Genomic DNA, 16,201 nt, shown 5'->3' with positions numbered 1-16,201 from the left:
TCCTGGCTGGACAGCGGGCTTTGAGCCGGCATATCGTTGTGAAAATGATATCTATTTCATGCCGCAAAGAGAGCCCATGAACGAGGTCGCCCCCGTCGATCAGCCCCTCTACGGCCGGATCAAATCCGCGATCGAAAAGCGCATCCGCGCCGCCGAATGGCCGGCGGACTTCCAGGTCCCGCGGGAGGAAGAGCTCGCCGAGGAATTCGGCGCCTCGCGCCTCACGGTACGCCGCGCCTTGCGCGAGCTGCAGACCGAGGGGATGCTGGTGCGCATCCAGGGACGTGGCACCTTCGTCATCGGCCCCAAGATGCAGTGCGCGGTCTTCGAGCTTCCGGACGTATCCGAGGAGATCGAGGACGGCGGCGGCGTCCATACGAGCGAAGTGATATCACTTCTCACGCTGCGGCCCGGCGACCCGCTCTCCAACCTGCTGCCGCTGCCCAATGACGGCGTGGTCTTCCACTCGCGCATCCTGCACAAGGAAGACGGGACGCCGATCCAGCTCGAGGACCGCTTCATCAATTCGGAGGAAGCGCCGGCCTATCTGGATCAGGACTTCACCCGCATCACGCCGCACACCTATCTGCTGCGCGAGACCGAGGTCACCTTCGTCGACAACACGATCCGCGCCATCCGGCCCGACGAGGAAAGCCGGGCGCTCCTGCAGATCGACGCCAACCAGCCCTGCCTGCTGCTCGACCGCCGCACCTGGCGCGGCGACGTCCCGGTGACGCGCAGCCGGTTCCTCTATCCGGGGGACCGCTATCGCCTGCGCAGTTCCCATGAAGCCACCACGGCCACCGCGCGGCCCCTGTCCGCCGGCCCGGCCACAATGAACCTGCCTCCCCGGAGAATTCGATGAGGGACTATATTGCGCGCCTGCGCGAGCGCGGCGACCTGCTCGTGGTCGACAAGGAGATCGACCCCTTTCACGAGCTCGCCGCCGTCACCCACGCCGCGCAGAAGCGCTGGGGCAAGCCCATCCTGTTCACCAATGTGAAGGGCACCCGCTTTCCGGTCGTCACCAATGTCTACGGTTCGCGCGAACGCCTCGCGGAAGTGATCGGCATCGACGCGAAGGATTTCTGCCGCCAGTGGAGCAACCTCGCCAATCTCGGCCAGGGCTCGGGCGAGCCCTTCGTCCACGCCGAGGATGATGGTCTCATCGAGGTGAAGCTCTCCGACCTCCCGCTGATCACCTATTCCGACCGCGACGCCGCGCCCTATTTCACCTCGGCGATGTTCATCGCCAAGGATCCCGAAACCGGGGTCGGCAACCTGTCCTATCACCGCTCGATGTATGTCAACGATCAGGAGCTGCGCTGCCGCCTCGCCCCGCGCCATCACCTCACCATCTACCACGAGAAGGCGGAGAAGATGGGCAAGCCGCTGGAAGCGGCGATGCTGATCGGCGCGCCGGCGACCTCCTTCCTCACGGCCGCCGCCCCCCTGCCCTACGACGTCGACGAGCTGGAGGTCGCCGCGCGGCTGAAGGGCAGCCCGATCGCCATGCGTAAGTGCAGACATATCGACCTCGAGGTCCCGGCCGATACCGAGATCGTCATCGAGGGCCGCTTCCTGCCCAACGAACGCCGCCCGGAAGGCCCGTTCGGCGAGTTCATGGGCTACTACGTGCCCGAGGGACCAAACGCAGTCTTCGAGGTGCTGGGCGTCACCGTACGCAAGGACGCGGTGTTCCACTCCATCCTGTGCGGTTCGGCGGAAGAGGTGCTGACGCTGGAGCTGTCGGTCTCGGCCAACATCTACCAGCGCCTGAGCGCCGCGCTGCCCGGCATTCTCGATGTGACGTGCCAGCCCTTCGTCACCCACGCCATCGTCAAGATCGACCCGCAGTTCGAGGGGCATGCGCGGCAGGTCATGCTGGCGACCATCGGCGCCGAGCCGATCTGGGCCAAGGTGATCACCGTCGTCGACGAGGACGTCGATATCTACAGCATGGACGACGTGATGTGGGCCGTGCTGACGCGCTGCCGGCCGGACAAGGACATGATCATCATTCCCGATACCCCGTCCTTCTATCGCGACGAGCAGAAGGACCACTGGGGCCGGCTGCTGATCGACGCCACCAAGCCGTTCCACCGGCGCGCCGAGTTCGAGCGCAAGAAGATCCGGCTCGCCGACACGGTGAACCTCGCCGACTGGTTCGCGAACGCCTGAGCGTGGACAGGGACATGAGCGGCACGCAGGAAAGACCCCGCATCGTCGTCGGCATCAGCGGCGCCTCCGGCGCCGTCTACGGCGTGCGGGCGCTGGAACTGCTGGAAGCGGCGGGCATCGAGACGCATCTCATCGTCACCCGCTCCGCCCATCTCACCCTCTCGCAGGAGCTGGGCCTCTCGCCGGCCGCGCTGGCGCGGAAGGCGAGCGTCGTCCACAACGTCGCCGATGTCGGGGCGACGATCTCCAGCGGCTCGTTCCGCACCCTCGGCATGCTGGTCGCACCCTGCTCGATCCGCACCATGTCGGAGATCGCCACCGGCGTAACGTCCAGCCTGATGAGCCGGGCCGCCGACGTGGTGCTGAAGGAGCGCCGCCGGCTGGTGCTCATGGTGCGCGAGACGCCGCTTCACCTCGGCCATTTGCGCACCATGACCGCACTCACCGAGATGGGCGCGATCATCATGCCGCCCGTGCCCGCCTTCTATGCCCTTCCGGGCTCGGTGGCGGAAATGGTCGACCATTCGGTGGGCCGGGCGCTCGATCTGTTCGACATCGACAACGACGCCTGCCGGCGCTGGGCCGGCATGCCCGCGGCGCGCCGGGCCGACGCGTAGGAGCACGGCGCGATGCCCCGCAGTCTTCTCACGCCGCGCCGGCCCCGGCCAGTCCACGGCACCATGATCGGCATCATGGTGCTCGACACCCGCTTCGAGCGGCTGCCCGGCGACATCGCCAACGCAGCAACCTGGCCGTTTCCCGTTCAGTTCCGCGTGGTGCGCGGCGTGCGCCCGCAGGATGTCATCGAAGGCAACCCGGCGGAGGCGCTGGCCCGCTTCTTCGAGGCGATCGACGATCTGGTGGCGACCGGCGTCGACGGCATCACCACAAGCTGCGGCTTCCTCGCCGCCGTGCATCCGGAGCTGAGGCGGCACAGTCCGGTGCCGATCGCGACCTCCAGCCTGATGCAGATCCCGCTCGCCCTGAGCCTCCTGCCGGAGGACCGCACGGTCGGCGTCATCGTCTCCGACAAGGCAGCCCTCAAGGACACCCATTTCCTCAATGTGGGCGCTCCGACCGGGCTGCCGCTCGGCGAGCTGGCGTTCGACGGGCCGATCCGCACCCATATGCGCACCAATGCGCCGCGCGCCGACGCCGCCGCGCAGGAGCGCGAGGTGCTGGATATCGTCGCGCGCATGCTGGAGGAGACGCCGTCCATCGGCGCCATCGTCTCCGAATGCGCCAATCTTCCTCCCTTCTCGGCCGCCATACGCGAGACGTTCGGCCTGCCGGTCTACGACATCGTCTCGCTGGTGGACTGGCTGCACGCCGGGTTGCGGCCCCGGCGGTTCGGGCCCGGCGCAGAGAGATGACCACCGGCCGGCAGCACGACCTGATCGTGGTCGGCGGCGGGCTGATCGGTTCCGCCATCGCCTGGGGGGCGGCGCGCACGGGTGCCGATGTCGCGTTGCTCGACGAGGGCGACGTCGCCCATCGCGCCGCGCGCGGCAATTTCGGCCTCGTCTGGCTGCAGGGAAAGGGCGTCGGCGCGCCCGCCTACATGCACTGGTCCCTGCGGGCCGGGCATCTGTGGCGGGATTTCGCGCAAGCGCTGGTCGACGAAACCGGCATCGACATCGGCTGGAGCCAGCCGGGCGGCCTGCAATTCTGCTTCTCGGAAACCGAACTCGACGCCCGGCGCCGCGTCGCCGCCGCGACACGCGCCGATGGCGGCGACATCGAGATCGAGATTCTCGACCGGGCGGCACTTCTCGAGCGCGTCCCCGCGATCGGTCCGCAGGTGGTCGGCGCCTCCTATTCCCTGCTGGATTCGCATGTGAGTCCGCTCTACCTGCTGCGTGCACTCCAGCAGGGACTTCAGACACGCGGAGGCACCTATTTCCCCACCGCCCGGGTCTCCGCCCTGCGCGCCGAGCCCGGCGGCTTCGCGGCCGACACGGCACGCGGCGTCGTCCGGGGCCGACGGATCGTCATCGCCGCCGGCCTCGGCGCGGCGGCCCTCGCCCCCCAGCTCGGGCTCTCCATGCCGGTGCGGCCGGAGCGCGGCCAGATCATCGTCACCGAGCGGGTGAAGCCCTTCTTTTCCTATGTCGGCAGCGGCGTGCGGCAAACGGCGGAAGGCTCCTTCCTCATCGGTTCCAGCCATGAGGAAGCCGGCTTCAGCGAGGAAACCGACGTGACCACCGCCGCGACGCTGTGCGCCGCGGCGGTGCGGGCCTTTCCGCAGATCGCCGACGTGAACGTCGTCCGGCAGTGGGGTTCGCTGCGCGTGATGACGCCGGACGGCAAGCCGATCTACGAGGAATCGCAGCGCCATCCCGGCGCTTTCGCCGCCACCTGCCACAGCGGGGTTACCCTGTGCAGCGCGCACGCCTTCGTGCTCGGCCCGGCCATCGCCACCGGCACGCTGCCTGACGCCGTGGCCTGTTTCCGGAGCGACAGATTCGATGTTCAGGCGCATTGAACCGGCACCGGCAGCCGGCACGCTGGTGTTCGACGGCCGATCGATCGCCTTCCAGGCAGGGGACAGCGTCGCCACGGCGCTCATCGCGGCAGGGGTGGAGCGCTTCCGCGATCACCCGCGCGATGCCGCGCCGCGCGCGCCCTACTGCATGATGGGCGTCTGCTTCGAATGCCTGGTCGAGATCGACGGACGCCAGAACCAGCAGGCCTGCCTCATTCCGGCGCGCGACGGCATGGTGGTGCACGTCCAGACGGGCGCGCGGCAGATTCCGGAGCGCGGCCATGACCGCTGACCGCATGGATACCGATCACATAGCCGCCGACCGGACGTCCCACGACTGGGACGCTGTCGTCATCGGCACCGGCCCGGCCGGCATGGCCGCGGCCGCGGCGCTCGCCGAGGGCGGGGCCCGCACGCTGGTCGTCGACGAGCAGCCGGAGATCGGTGGCCAGATCTACCGCGCCATCGAGCGCAACCGGAACCATTCGCGGCTCGCGCGCATTCTGGGTGCGGATTACCTGCGCGGCGCCCCGCTCGCCGAGCGCCTGCGCGCTAGCGGCGCCGAGATCTCGCTCGGCACGCTGGTCTGGCGCATCGACGAGGAGCGCGGCGTCTGGATCCGCCGGCACGGCGCGATCGAACGGGTGAGCGCGCGAGCCGTCGTCCTCGCGACCGGCGCCATGGAGCGTCCGGTGCCGACGCCCGGCTGGACATTGCCGGGGGTGATGGGAATCGGCGCACTGCAGATCGCGCTGAAATCCGGCGGCCTCGTCCCGGCCGGCCGGCTCGTCCTCGCCGGCAGCGGACCGCTGTTCCTGCTTTTCGCCCGGCAATGCCTCGCAGCGGGTGTCCGGGACATGGTGCTGCTCGACACCTCCGACAGCACGCATCTGTTGGGCGGGTTGCCGCTTCTGCCGCGGGCGCTGACGGGCGAGGGCTGGCGCTATCTGCTCAAGGGCGCCGGCCTGCTGGCGGCCCTGCGCCGTGCCGGCGTCCCCTTCTATCGCGGCGTACGCGACATTGCCCTGGAGGGCGAGCGTCATGTAACCGCGATACGTTTCGTCCATCGCGGCGGCGCGGCCCGGCTGGCATGCGACACGGTGGGGCTGCATGAGGGGGTGATCCCCCAGCAGCAGATCACCCGCTCCCTCGGCTGCGCCCATGAATTCAATCCGGCGCAGGGGAGCTTCCGGCCCGTACTCGGCGCTTCGGGAACGACGGACCTTCCGGGCATCCATGTCGCGGGAGATGCCGGCGGCATCATCGGCGCACAGGCGAGCGCGCATGACGGGAACATCGCGGCGCTGGCGATCCTCCGGGATATCGGCCGACTTGCGCCGGAGGCCGCGGAACGGCGCATCGCCGCGGAGACCCGTGCCAGGCACGCGCATCTCACGGTGCGCCCTTTCCTCGACCGCCTCTATCCGCCCCGCGCGGAAATTCTCGCCCCGGCGGACGACACCGTCATCTGCCGGTGCGAGAACGTGACCGCCGGCGCCCTGCGCGAGGCCGTCGGCCGCGGCGTCACCGGCCCCAATCAGGCCAAGGCGTTCCTGCGCTGCGGCATGGGCCCCTGCCAGGGACGGCTCTGCGGGCCGACCGCCACCGCCATCATCGCGGCAGCGACGCACCGGTCGCCGGAAGAGACCGGCTATTATCGCGTGCGCACCCCGCTTAAGCCCGTCACCGTCGGCGAGCTGGCCGGGCTCGCCGATCATGGCGCGCCGAACGCCGAACGCAACAGGGAAAGGCCCTCGTGATGACCACGTTTTGGGATTTCGCGCTGGATTTCTACGCCCGGCCCGGCGTCTCGGCCGCGTGTCTCACCCTGCAGGACGAGGCGGGTGCCGATGTCATCCTCCTCCTTACGGCCATCTATGCCGACATCCACGGCCGACCATTGGACGGCAATGCCGTGGAAGCGCTGCGGGAGGAAATGAAGGACTGGCGGGAGGGCGTCGTGCTGCCGCTGCGCGCGGCGCGCCGCCATCTCCGCGCGCCTCTTCCCGGTCGAGACGCGGAAAAGGAAAAGCTCCGCTCGGCCGTCAAGGCCGTGGAACTCAGCGCGGAGAAGTTGCAGCTCGCGCTGGCCGAAGCCTGGCTGCAGCGCCGCGCGCTACCGGCCGGTCGGCCCCTGCACGAGGTGATCGGCCATGTACTGGGTCCACGCGCCGCCTCGCCCGAGACAGAGGAAGCGGTCGAGCGGGCGCTCGCCACGATCCTCGCGGCACGCGCTCTCCCCTCAGCCCGGTGACGCCGCTTGCTCCTCCAGCGCCGCGACCCGCTTGCGCAGCGCCTTCGTCTCCTCGAACCGGGCGGTGACATCGCGGACCAAGGCGACCATGCCTGTCACCTTCCCGGCCGCGTCCTTCAGCAGCACGATGGTGAACTCGATCGAGATGCGCCGGCCGTCGCGGTGCAGGCCCGGCACGGCGAGCAGGTCGCCGGCGCCGTAGCGGCTCTGGCCGGAAGCCACCGTCTCGCGATAGCCCTCCCAATGCCGCGCGCGAAACGGCTCGGGAATGATGATGTCGAGCGACTGGCCGAGGGCTTCGTCCTCGGTGAAGCCGAAGATGCGCTCAGAGCCAGCGTTCCACAGCACGATGGCGCCTTCGGCATCGCTGGCGACGACCGCGTCGGCGGCGCTGTCGAGCAGCGCCGCGCCGATCGCCGCGCGCTCGAACCCGCCGATGGCCTGCGAGCGGCGCGCCGCCACTACCGCGCCGGAAGCAGGCGGGCTCTGCTGCGACGTCGCCTCGCCGAACAGGTCCTCGACATCGCCGAAGAACTCGTAATGCACCCGCTCCGGCGGCACGCCGCGCTGCACGAGGCCGGGCACGAAGCTGCGCAGGAAACGCAGCGGGCCGCAGACGAAATATTCCGCCGTGTCGAGCGGCGTGTGCCCGGCCAGCCAGTCGAGGCTCACATGGCCGGCGACGTCGAAGTCGCGCCCCGCCACATCAGCCGCGCGCGGCTGCGAATAGAAGAAGGTCGTGCGGATGCCGGCGCCCCCCGCCGCCAGCTCGCGCACATGCGGACCGAAGGCATGCGTCGCCCCGTCCCGCGTGCCGTGCACGAACAGCAGATCCCCCGCCCGCCGGTCGGCCGCTGCCGCCTCCAGCATCGCCACCATCGGCGTAAGCCCGACGCCGGCGCTGAGCATGACGACCGGGCGCGCATCGTCCGCCGGCAGGACGAAGCTGCCGTCGGGCGGCGCGACGCTCACCGGCGCGCCGGGCCGGGCCTCGTCATGGAGCCAGCGGGAGACCGTGCCCTGCGCCTCGCGCTTCACCGAGATCCGGTAGGTTCGGCCGTCGGGCGCGGAGGAGATCGTGTAGTTGCGCTTCTGCAGCCCCTGTCCCGGCACCTCCGCGAACAGTGTCATATGCTGGCCGGCGACATGCGGCCAGGGCGGGTTCCCATCCGTGGGCCTCAGCCGGAACGAGGTGATCGTCTCGCTTTCCGGATGGCGACTTTCGATGACGAACGGACGCGGCGCCCGCCCGAGATCGCCCGGCACCGGGAGCGTGTCGGTTGATGCCGTCGTGTCCGTCATGAGCTGGCCTCCCGATCAAATGATGTATATGGTATACATGTATTGGCTCGTTAGAAAAGCTCCAGGCACGCATCATGCGACTGACCCGCTACTCAGACTATGCGATGCGCGTCCTCCTCTACCTCGCGGCGCGAGACGACCAGCCCTGCTCGATCTCCGAAATGGCGGCGGCGTACGGCATCTCGCAGAATCACCTCATGAAGGTGCTCAACGATCTCGGCAGGGCGGGGTTCGTCGTCAGCACGCGCGGCCGCAACGGCGGCTTCCGCCTTGCGCGCCCCGCCGCTCAGATCAATGTCGGCCAATTGCTGCGGCATACGGAAGACGATCTGCAGCTGGTCGATTGCCCGAGCTGCGTCCTCTCTCCCGCCGGGTGCGGCCTGTCCTCGGTGCTGGACGAGGCGCTGATGGCGTTCCTCTCGGTGCTGGACGGCTACAGCCTCGCGGACCTGCTCACCCGCCGGCACGGCTTCGGCAGTCTCATCCAGTCCCTCGGCCGCGACCGGGCCTCCCCTCATCTGGCCCGGCAGTGATATCGCTTTCGCACCGTTCGCCTTCCGCGCCGGTCGGGCCGAGGGGCCCGGCAGGGCGTCTCGGCGGCCGGTCCTTCGCCGGGCCCCGCAGGCTTCCACTGCCAGCGGATGCCTCCAGTGCCTTTTCCTTACAGTGCCTTTGGAGTCGGTCTTGTCGGACTTTGCACGCATAAAGCTCTTCCGCCCCATTCTCGCGGGTGCCACGCTGCGCGACCGGCTGCTTGCCAGCCTCGGCGCCCTGATCGGCATCGGGCTCACCGCCTTCCTCACCGCCTTCGCGGCCGAGGACACGCGGCAGCTTCTGTGGATCGTCCCGCCGATGGGCGCTTCCGCCGTGCTGCTCTTCGCGGTGCCGGCGAGCCCGATGGCCCAGCCCTGGCCGGCCATCGGCGGCAACGTCATCTCCGCCTTCATCGGCGTCGTCATCGCCCATTTCATGCCGCTCTCGGCGCTGTCGGCGGCCCTCGCGGTGGGCGGCGCTATCGCCGCCATGTCGCTGCTGCGCTGCCTGCACCCGCCCGGAGGGGCGGCGGCGCTCGTCGGCCTGTTCGCCGGCGCCTCGTCGAGTTACCTCTTCCCGCTCCTCCCGGTCGGTACCAACGCCGTGATCCTGGTGGGAAGCGCGTGGATCTATCACCGGTTTTCCGGCCACGCCTACCCCCATGTGCCGGCCGCGCCGCCCTCGCCCGACACGCCGCCATGGACCTTCAGCCGCAGCGACGTGACGGAGGCCCTCGACGAACTCGGCGAGACCTTCGATATCAGCCCGGCGGACCTCGAGACCATCCTGCAGACCATCAAGCAGCGGGCGCTCGCGCGCTCCTACCGGCAGCTCGCCTGCCGCGACCTGATGACGCCCCACGTCATCTCGGTGGCCGCGTCGGCGTCCCCGGAAGAGGCGCGCGCGCGGCTCGTCGAGAAGGACGTGCGGCGGCTCCCGGTGCTCGACGACGACGGCCGCGTCGTCGGGGCGGTCGGCCTGCGCGAGCTCGTCCGGCCCGCCGCGACGGTCCGGGAAATCATGTCGCCGGCCTCGACCGCGGCGCCCACGCATCCCGCCATCGATCTCCTCGCGCGCTATGCGGAGGACCGCGTGCACGCTGTCTTCATCGTCGACCAGGACAGCCGCCCGGTCGGGGTCATCACCGAGGCCGACTGGCTGTCCGTGCTGACGCGCGGCCTGAAGTAAGGCGGGGCAATCCGGCGGCCGCGCAGCCGCGCGTGCCGCCGCCGCTATCGGGGCGGCCGCGGCAAAGCTCCGGCATTCATGGAAACCGGGCGCGAGACCTTCGGCCCACGCGTCTTCCCGCTTACCGGTCGGCCGCTCTCCCGAAGAGCATCCAGAACGAGACACCGATCAGCAGGAGACTGGCGAGCAGCACCAGCGTCGCGAGAGCGAAGATCAGCGGCACGTTGGAGGAGTGCGAGGTCGCCTGCGCCCATTCGAAAAGCGGCAGCGTCGTTGCCGTTCCGCGCAGCAGGATGGTTCGCGCGAGCTCGTTGAACGACAGCAGGAAGCCGAACAGCGCCGCCGAGACCACCCCCGGCATGATCAGCGGGAACTCGACATCGACGAAGCGCCGCCAGGGACCGGCCCCGAGATCGGCGGCGGCATCGTTCAGCCGCGTGTCGAAACGTGTGGTCGTCACCAGCAGCGCCAGCAGCGCGAAGGGATAAGCCCAGGCGAAATGGGCGAGGAAGACCGACCACCACCCCAGCCGCAGCCCGAGAAAGACACGCAGATAGAGGAAAAGCCCCGCCCCCAGCAGCACGCCGGGGATGAAGAGCGGCGCCAGGAAGGCGATGAGCAGGGCGCCACGCGCGCGCAGTTGCGGCAGTGCCCGTGCCACCAGCAGTCCCGAGGCCGCGCAGGCGAGGCCGACCACGGCGCCGCAGCCCATGCTGGCGAGCAGCGGGCCGACCCAGCGCCGATCGGTGAACAGCCGATCGTACCATTCCAGCGTGAAGGGCCCCGGCAGCCCGCCGAGCGGATCGGCGCTGACGGACATGATGCCGAGCCAAAGCATCGGCGCATAGGTGAGCGCGATCATGCCGAAGCCGCCGAGCGCAGCGAGCAGGCCGAGACGGTGCTCCAGCCGGCCGGCGCGAACGTGGACGGGACGAACCTCGGGCGGCGCGTCCGCCGCCATGCGCGTGATCGTGCCGGGTGCGCTCATCGCTTCATGCCCTCGAAGACGGCGGCGATGGAGCCGCCGCCGATGAGACGCAGCGCAATGAACAACGCCGCGAGGATGCCGAGCACCAGCGTGGAGAGCGCGGCGGCAACGGGATAGTTCAGCACCTGAAGCAGGCTGGAGATCGAGGCGCCGAGCATCGATACCCGTCCGCCGCCAAGGAGCTGTGGCACCACCGTCTCGCCCAGCAGCGGCACGAAGGTGAAAATGATGCCGGCGATGATGCCGGGCAGCGCCAGCGGTAGGATCACGTCGCCCAGCACCTTGGCCGGCGGTGCCCCGAGATCGCGCGCCGCCTCGATCAGCTCGTCGTCGATCAGCGAGATGGAGAGGAAGATCGGCAGCACCATGGTGGGAAAGGAGGGAGCCAGCAGGCCGAGATGAACCGAGAATTCGGAGAACAGCAGCCAGTCGACCGGCTGCTCGACGATGCCGAAATGCATGAGCGCCGTGTTCACGAGGCCGCTGCGCGACAGCACCGAACGCCAGACGATGGTGCGCGAGGCAAGGCTGATGAAGAAGGGAACGGTCAGCAGCGCCAGTACCATCGCCTTGAGCATGGATGAGCGCACGCCCTTGGCCAGCCACAGCGCGAAAGGCAGCGCGAGGCCCAGCTCGATGGCAGTCACGAGGCCGGCGATGCGCAAGGTGCGCAGGGTGACCTCGTAGCGGCCGGAATCGAAGACGGCGGCATAGGCGGCCGTGCTCAGGCCGGAAGAGAAGCTGTAGTCCTTCATTTCGAGAAAGGACCACAGCACCAGCAGCGCCACCGGCACCACGACAAAGACCGCCCATACGGCGATGAAGAGGATCAGGGTGGTGCGTAGCATCGGCCCGTGGATCGCAGGGGGTGAAGCGACTGGAACGCGCGGGCGGTGTTGCCGCCGCCCGCGCAATCATACGGCGTTAGCCGGCCCGGCATCAGGCCTGGCGGAAACGTTCCCATTCGGCCTCGATGGCCTGGAGGTTCGTCGGCGCGGCGTTCTGCCAGAACAGCGGGGCGGCGAACTTCTTCTCGATCTTGGCGATGTTGGCCTTGATCGACTCGATATCCTCCGCTGACATCTTCTGCGCCTCCGCGTAGGCGAGGCCCGCCTTGGCGTTGGCCGTCGCATAGCCGCGCAGAACGGCGATCTGCGCCGCATAGGCACCGCCGAGGAAGCCGGAGAGCGCCTTGGCGACGACCTCGGCGCGCCCGCCGGTGGCAGCCTCCTTCGGCACATAGGCGCAGATCATCCACTTGTTGTAGCCTTCCTTGGTGAAGGCGTAGCGCACGTCCTTGCCCTGCTTGCGCAGTTCCTTCACCGCCGGTTCCCAGCAGTTGATCGCCACCACTTCCTTGCGGGCCATCAGGTCGATGGATTCCTCGAAGGTCGACCAGAGCGCGCGGAACTGACCGGCCTTCTTGCGCGCGATGAGGAAGTCGACGACGGCCTTCGCCTCTTCCGGCGTCATGTTGGAGGGATCGCCGATCGCCTGCTTGCCGGCAACCTTGAGATAGGTGGCCGCCATCGGCAGGGACGTGAGCCAGGTATTCTCCAGCGCCACCTTTCCGAGCGTCTTGTCGCTCTCGAACAGCAGCGCGTAGGAGAGCGGCTCCTCCTCGCCGATCACCTCGGGATAATAGGCGAAGGAGTCGGCGTTCATCACCACCGGCATGCCGTATTGCTTGCCGTCGGGACCCTGTGCCAGCGGGGAGTTCATCACCGCCGCCGGTGCCTCGCTCCAACCCTTCACCTTGGCCGGATCGATGGGCGCGAAGAAGCCCTTGGCGCCGAGTTCATCCTCGATGCCGCCGTCCATCAGGAAGATGTCGATGCGCTCGCCGGCGGCATTGGCGACCACTTCCTGGCGGAAGATGCCGGGATCGGAATTAATGCCGGTGAACTCGACCTTCAGGCCGGTTTCCTTCTCGAAGGAGGACCAGTCATTGAGTGCCGCGGTTTCGACGCCCATGATCCGCACGGTGGACGCGGCGGCATGAGCCTGCCGGATCAGCGCCGGGGTGGTCAGCACGGCGGCGCCGGCGGCCGCGGCTTTGAGGACGGCACGGCGGCTGAGGCCCGGCCGGCCCTGCGGCGTGGTGAGGTCATGCCCGTTCATCTGCCTGTTCTCCTGGTTCTGGAAGGTTTTGTGGTCTTCATCCCTCTGCGGGGACGCATCTGGCATCGCCGGCGGACCAGCCGATCCGCACGGTATCGGAAGTGAGGTCTTCGTCGGTCCAGGCGCGGGCGTGGATCACGCCGACGCGGGTTTCCATTGCGACGTCGATGTATTTGCCCTTGTAGATCCGGGCGGTAATCCGCCCTTCGAAGCTGTCGGCGAACGCGGTCGTGCCGATGCGCAGCTTCTCGGCGCGCAGCAGCAGCGCCGCCGCCTGCCCGACGCGCGGGGGCTCAACGCCGGTCCAGAGGCCGTGGAAGATGCCGGCGGGCGTGGCGATCCCCGCTATGCCGTTGGCAAAATCGGCAACCGTGCCGTCGATGATGTTCTCGACACCCATGAAGGAGCCGGCGAAGCGCGAACAGGGCCGTTCGAACAGATCGCGCGGCGTGCCTTCCTGCGCGATGCGCCCTCCCCTCATCAGGATGACCCGGTCGCTCATGGTGAGCGCCTCTTCCTGGCTGTGGGTGATGAACACGAAGGTCATGCCGAGCCGGCGTTGCAGTTCCACGAGCTCGATCTGCATGTCGAGCCGCAGCCGCTCGTCGAGCGCGCCGAGCGGCTCGTCCAGCAGCAATACGTCCGGCTCGGTCAGGATGGAGCGGGCAAGGGCGACGCGCTGGCGCTCGCCACCGGAGAGCTGGTGGATGCGCCGGTCATATTTGTCGGTCAGCCGCACCGTGGCCAGCGCCGCCTCGGCACGGGTCCGGCGCTCGCTCGCGCCGACGCCCCGCAGCTTCAGGCCGTATTCCACGTTCTGCCCGACGCTCATATGCGGAAACAGGCCGTAATGCTGGAAGACGGTGGTGACGTTGCGCTTGTTCGGCGGCAGGCCGAGCACGTCCTTGCCGCCGATGCGGAGCGCGGCGACCGAGGTCGGATGGTCGAGCCCGGCGATGATGCGCAGGAGCGTGGTCTTGCCCGAGCCGCTCTGCCCGAGAATGGTAAGGAACTCGCCGCGCGCGGCGGTGACGGTTACGTCGTCCAGCCCCCTGACGGCGCCGAAATGGCGCGAGGCGCGGATGACCTCCAGCGCCGGCGCGTCGTTTGCTTTATCGGCAGGGCTGGGCATGGGCGCTTCCGAACAAGGGCAGGACCTCTCGATTTGGCGGCGTTCCGACGGCGGCGCGACAGGCATGACGAACGGTCGTTCCGTGCTTGAGCCGCCGCATCACTTCGCTTAGCATGACGCTATTCTGTGATCACTGATCGCAAAAAGCAACAAGAGGGATTTGCATGGCGACGAGAAATGCCCCCGCTGGCGGCATGGCGGGCGAAACCGTCACGACCATCGAGCCTTTCCTGCTCTCGGTGCTCTCGTCGCGGCTCTCCGCCATCGTGCGGGAAATGAACGCGACCCTGATGAAGTCGAGCCGCTCCGCGGTCATCAAGAACGCGCGCGACTTCTCCTGCGGCCTGCTGACCTACGATCACCGGCTGCTGTCGGTGGAGGACTGCATCCCCATCCACATCACCGCCCTCGACCTGACGACCAAGCCGATCACCGAATTCTTCGACGACATCCGGGAAGGCGATGCCTTCATCAACAACTGCCCCTACACCGGCAACACCCACCATGCGGACATGACCCTCTGCGTGCCGGTGTTCTGCGATGGCGAGCCGCTCTTCTGGACACTGGCCCGCGCCCACCATGCCGACATCGGCGCGCCGATCCCCACGACCTACCTGCCGGAAGCCAGGACCATCTACGAGGAAGGCATCCACCTTCCCTGCGTGCGCATCCAGGAAGGCTTCAAGGACAAGGCGGACATCATCCGCATGTGCCGGATGAAGATCCGCGTCTCCGATCTCTGGTACGGCGACTATCAGGCCCAGGTCGGCGCCTGCCGGGTCGGCGAAAGGCGACTCAAGGAATTGTGCGACCGCTACGGCCGCGCCACGGTGAAGGCGTTCATCGAGGAGTGGATGGCCTATGGCGAGCGCCGGATGATCGCCGAGGTCCGTTCGCTTCCCAAGGGTACATGGCGCTTCGAGACCCGTCACGACCCGGTGCCGAACGTCGCTGAGGACGGCATCCCGGTGCGCGTCACGCTGAGCATCGACCCGGACGAGGCGATGATCACCGTCGACGCCACCGACAATGTGGACTGCGTGCCGGGCGGGCTCAATCTCACCGAGGCGACGGCCCTGGCCGCCTGCCGCATCGGCGTGTTCTACAATCTCGATCCCGACCTGCCGCACAATGAGGGCAGCGCCTCGCGCATCCGCATCCTGCTGAAGGACGGCAGCGCGCTGGGGCGGCCCGCCTATCCGGTCGGCACCTCGGTCGCCACGACCAATCTGACGAGCCGCCTGATCACCGCGGTGGCGAGCTGCTTCTCGCAGATCGGCGAGCCACACGGCATGGGCGAGTTCGCCTATTCGCAGGCGCTCGGCGAAGCCGTCATTTCCGGCACCGACCCGACGCAGGGCGACCTGTCCAAGGGCGGGCAGCCTTATGTGAACCAGATCTTCCTCGGCTATGGCGGCAGTGCGGGCCTTTCCGGCTACGACGGCTGGCTGCTCTCGGGTGCCGGCTGCGACGGCGGGCAGATGTCCGTCGATTCCGTCGAGATCAACGAGGCCATGTACCCGATGCTCGTCGAGGAGCGGCGCGTGGCGGTCGATTCCGGCGGGCCGGGCGAGTTCGACGGTGCGCCCGGCATCGCCGGCACCTATCGCCCGCTGGTCGGCGCGATGACGGTCTACTGGGGCAGCGACGGCGACATCACCCCCGCGCGCGGCGTGCGCGGCGGCGGCGACGCGGCAACCTCCGGCAACTGGCATCGGAACCGCGACGGCGCGGTGACGCAGCTCGTGACCTTCGGCGACGTCACCATCGGCCCTGACGAGGCGGTGCTGTTCCGGGCCTGCGGCGGGGGCGGCTATGGCGATCCCTATGCGCGCGCGCCGGAAAGGGTGCTGCGCTCGGTCCGCCGGGGCTGGATCTCGCCCGAGCGCGCCCGCGAGGTCCATGGCGTCGTCGTCCGTCCGAGCCCCGCCATCGGCGGCTGGGACCTCGACGAGGCCGCGACCGCCGAACGACGCGCCAACCACTCCCCCTCCTCCTGACCATTCCGGCGGAATT

16 protein-coding genes are annotated in these 16,201 nt (G+C 68.7%); 11 read left to right on the top strand and 5 right to left on the bottom strand.

Features of this window, described 5'->3' with window-relative positions; translation table 11 throughout:
- Positions 1 to 76 precede the first annotated feature (76 nt).
- The 8 genes from hutC to FO470_RS15720 are packed head-to-tail and all read left to right on the top strand — an operon-like array spanning position 77 to position 6,920.
- The gene (gene hutC / locus FO470_RS15755) at positions 77 to 865 is read left to right on the top strand and encodes a histidine utilization repressor (protein ID WP_144344079.1); all 789 of its coding nucleotides are present in this window, start codon (positions 77 to 79) and stop codon (positions 863 to 865) included.
- On the top strand, positions 862 to 2,181 hold the full coding sequence (locus tag FO470_RS15750; protein ID WP_144343919.1) for a UbiD family decarboxylase: 1,320 nt from the start codon (positions 862 to 864) through the stop codon (positions 2,179 to 2,181). Before hutC ends, FO470_RS15750 begins: the two co-directional genes overlap by 4 nt.
- A 14-nt stretch (positions 2,182 to 2,195) precedes the next feature.
- On the top strand, positions 2,196 to 2,798 hold the full coding sequence (locus tag FO470_RS15745; protein WP_144343918.1) for a UbiX family flavin prenyltransferase: 603 nt from the start codon (positions 2,196 to 2,198) through the stop codon (positions 2,796 to 2,798).
- 12 nt (positions 2,799 to 2,810) lie between these two features.
- A complete protein-coding gene (locus FO470_RS15740) occupies positions 2,811 to 3,554 on the top strand; it encodes an aspartate/glutamate racemase family protein (RefSeq protein WP_144343917.1) in 744 nt (247 codons plus the stop codon).
- A complete protein-coding gene (locus tag FO470_RS15735; protein WP_144343916.1) occupies positions 3,551 to 4,666 on the top strand; it encodes an NAD(P)/FAD-dependent oxidoreductase in 1,116 nt (371 codons plus the stop codon). Before FO470_RS15740 ends, FO470_RS15735 begins: the two co-directional genes overlap by 4 nt.
- Positions 4,650 to 4,958, top strand: coding sequence for a (2Fe-2S)-binding protein (locus FO470_RS15730; protein WP_144343915.1), 309 nt, complete (start codon positions 4,650 to 4,652; stop codon positions 4,956 to 4,958). Before FO470_RS15735 ends, FO470_RS15730 begins: the two co-directional genes overlap by 17 nt.
- Complete coding sequence (locus FO470_RS15725; protein WP_246659613.1) at positions 4,948 to 6,426, top strand: FAD/NAD(P)-dependent oxidoreductase; 1,479 nt, start codon at positions 4,948 to 4,950, stop codon at positions 6,424 to 6,426. The genes FO470_RS15730 and FO470_RS15725 overlap by 11 nt, the downstream gene beginning before the upstream one ends.
- Positions 6,426 to 6,920, top strand: coding sequence for a TIGR02444 family protein (locus FO470_RS15720; protein WP_246659620.1), 495 nt, complete (start codon positions 6,426 to 6,428; stop codon positions 6,918 to 6,920). The genes FO470_RS15725 and FO470_RS15720 overlap by 1 nt, the downstream gene beginning before the upstream one ends.
- On the opposite strand, the gene FO470_RS19880 is transcribed toward FO470_RS15720, so the two are convergent.
- Positions 6,909 to 8,222 (bottom strand): PAS domain S-box protein, encoded by a 1,314-nt coding sequence (locus tag FO470_RS19880; RefSeq protein WP_144343913.1) that lies wholly within the window; start codon positions 8,220 to 8,222, stop codon positions 6,909 to 6,911. The genes FO470_RS15720 and FO470_RS19880 overlap by 12 nt on opposite strands.
- Before the next feature lie 74 nt (positions 8,223 to 8,296).
- Here FO470_RS19880 and FO470_RS15710 point away from each other — a divergent pair, with 74 nt between their 5' ends.
- The gene (locus FO470_RS15710; protein ID WP_144343912.1) at positions 8,297 to 8,755 is read left to right on the top strand and encodes an RrF2 family transcriptional regulator; all 459 of its coding nucleotides are present in this window, start codon (positions 8,297 to 8,299) and stop codon (positions 8,753 to 8,755) included.
- 151 nt (positions 8,756 to 8,906) lie between these two features.
- The gene (locus FO470_RS15705; protein WP_246659612.1) at positions 8,907 to 9,944 is read left to right on the top strand and encodes an HPP family protein; all 1,038 of its coding nucleotides are present in this window, start codon (positions 8,907 to 8,909) and stop codon (positions 9,942 to 9,944) included.
- 121 nt (positions 9,945 to 10,065) lie between these two features.
- Here FO470_RS15705 and FO470_RS15700 read toward each other — a convergent pair whose 3' ends face one another.
- From FO470_RS15700 to FO470_RS15685, 4 genes are all read right to left on the bottom strand, one after another.
- Positions 10,066 to 10,932, bottom strand: coding sequence for an ABC transporter permease (locus FO470_RS15700; protein ID WP_144343911.1), 867 nt, complete (start codon positions 10,930 to 10,932; stop codon positions 10,066 to 10,068).
- Positions 10,929 to 11,780: an ABC transporter permease gene (locus FO470_RS15695; RefSeq protein ID WP_144343910.1), complete on the bottom strand. Its 852-nt coding sequence runs from the start codon at positions 11,778 to 11,780 to the stop codon at positions 10,929 to 10,931. Before FO470_RS15695 ends, FO470_RS15700 begins: the two co-directional genes overlap by 4 nt.
- Before the next feature lie 91 nt (positions 11,781 to 11,871).
- Entirely contained in the window at positions 11,872 to 13,053 is a 1,182-nt protein-coding gene (locus tag FO470_RS15690) for an ABC transporter substrate-binding protein (protein ID WP_186291991.1), read from the bottom strand.
- A gap of 37 nt (positions 13,054 to 13,090) precedes the next feature.
- Complete coding sequence (locus FO470_RS15685) at positions 13,091 to 14,185, bottom strand: ABC transporter ATP-binding protein (protein ID WP_186291990.1); 1,095 nt, start codon at positions 14,183 to 14,185, stop codon at positions 13,091 to 13,093.
- A 164-nt stretch (positions 14,186 to 14,349) separates the two neighbouring features.
- On the opposite strand from FO470_RS15685, the gene FO470_RS15680 reads away from it, so the two are divergent.
- The gene (locus FO470_RS15680) at positions 14,350 to 16,185 is read left to right on the top strand and encodes a hydantoinase B/oxoprolinase family protein (RefSeq protein WP_246659611.1); all 1,836 of its coding nucleotides are present in this window, start codon (positions 14,350 to 14,352) and stop codon (positions 16,183 to 16,185) included.
- The last annotated feature ends 16 nt before the right edge of the window (positions 16,186 to 16,201 follow it).

Origin of the sequence: Ancylobacter moscoviensis, from assembly GCF_007559435.1 — a bacterium.
GTDB classification, from domain to species: domain Bacteria; phylum Pseudomonadota; class Alphaproteobacteria; order Rhizobiales; family Xanthobacteraceae; genus Ancylobacter; species Ancylobacter moscoviensis.
This window is presented reverse-complemented; position numbering and strand designations above follow the sequence as displayed.

Coding starts and splice junctions, on each gene's coding strand:
- hutC (WP_144344079.1), top strand. CDS start 77: ATGAACGAGGTCGCCCCCGTCGATCAGCCCCTCTACGGCCGGATCAAA.
- FO470_RS15750 (WP_144343919.1), top strand. CDS start 862: ATGAGGGACTATATTGCGCGCCTGCGCGAGCGCGGCGACCTGCTCGTG.
- FO470_RS15745 (WP_144343918.1), top strand. CDS start 2,196: ATGAGCGGCACGCAGGAAAGACCCCGCATCGTCGTCGGCATCAGCGGC.
- FO470_RS15740 (WP_144343917.1), top strand. CDS start 2,811: ATGCCCCGCAGTCTTCTCACGCCGCGCCGGCCCCGGCCAGTCCACGGC.
- FO470_RS15735 (WP_144343916.1), top strand. CDS start 3,551: ATGACCACCGGCCGGCAGCACGACCTGATCGTGGTCGGCGGCGGGCTG.
- FO470_RS15730 (WP_144343915.1), top strand. CDS start 4,650: ATGTTCAGGCGCATTGAACCGGCACCGGCAGCCGGCACGCTGGTGTTC.
- FO470_RS15725 (WP_246659613.1), top strand. CDS start 4,948: ATGACCGCTGACCGCATGGATACCGATCACATAGCCGCCGACCGGACG.
- FO470_RS15720 (WP_246659620.1), top strand. CDS start 6,426: ATGACCACGTTTTGGGATTTCGCGCTGGATTTCTACGCCCGGCCCGGC.
- FO470_RS19880 (WP_144343913.1), bottom strand. CDS start 8,222: ATGACGGACACGACGGCATCAACCGACACGCTCCCGGTGCCGGGCGAT.
- FO470_RS15710 (WP_144343912.1), top strand. CDS start 8,297: ATGCGACTGACCCGCTACTCAGACTATGCGATGCGCGTCCTCCTCTAC.
- FO470_RS15700 (WP_144343911.1), bottom strand. CDS start 10,932: ATGAGCGCACCCGGCACGATCACGCGCATGGCGGCGGACGCGCCGCCC.
- FO470_RS15695 (WP_144343910.1), bottom strand. CDS start 11,780: ATGCTACGCACCACCCTGATCCTCTTCATCGCCGTATGGGCGGTCTTT.
- FO470_RS15690 (WP_186291991.1), bottom strand. CDS start 13,053: ATGAACGGGCATGACCTCACCACGCCGCAGGGCCGGCCGGGCCTCAGC.
- FO470_RS15685 (WP_186291990.1), bottom strand. CDS start 14,185: ATGCCCAGCCCTGCCGATAAAGCAAACGACGCGCCGGCGCTGGAGGTC.
- FO470_RS15680 (WP_246659611.1), top strand. CDS start 14,350: ATGGCGACGAGAAATGCCCCCGCTGGCGGCATGGCGGGCGAAACCGTC.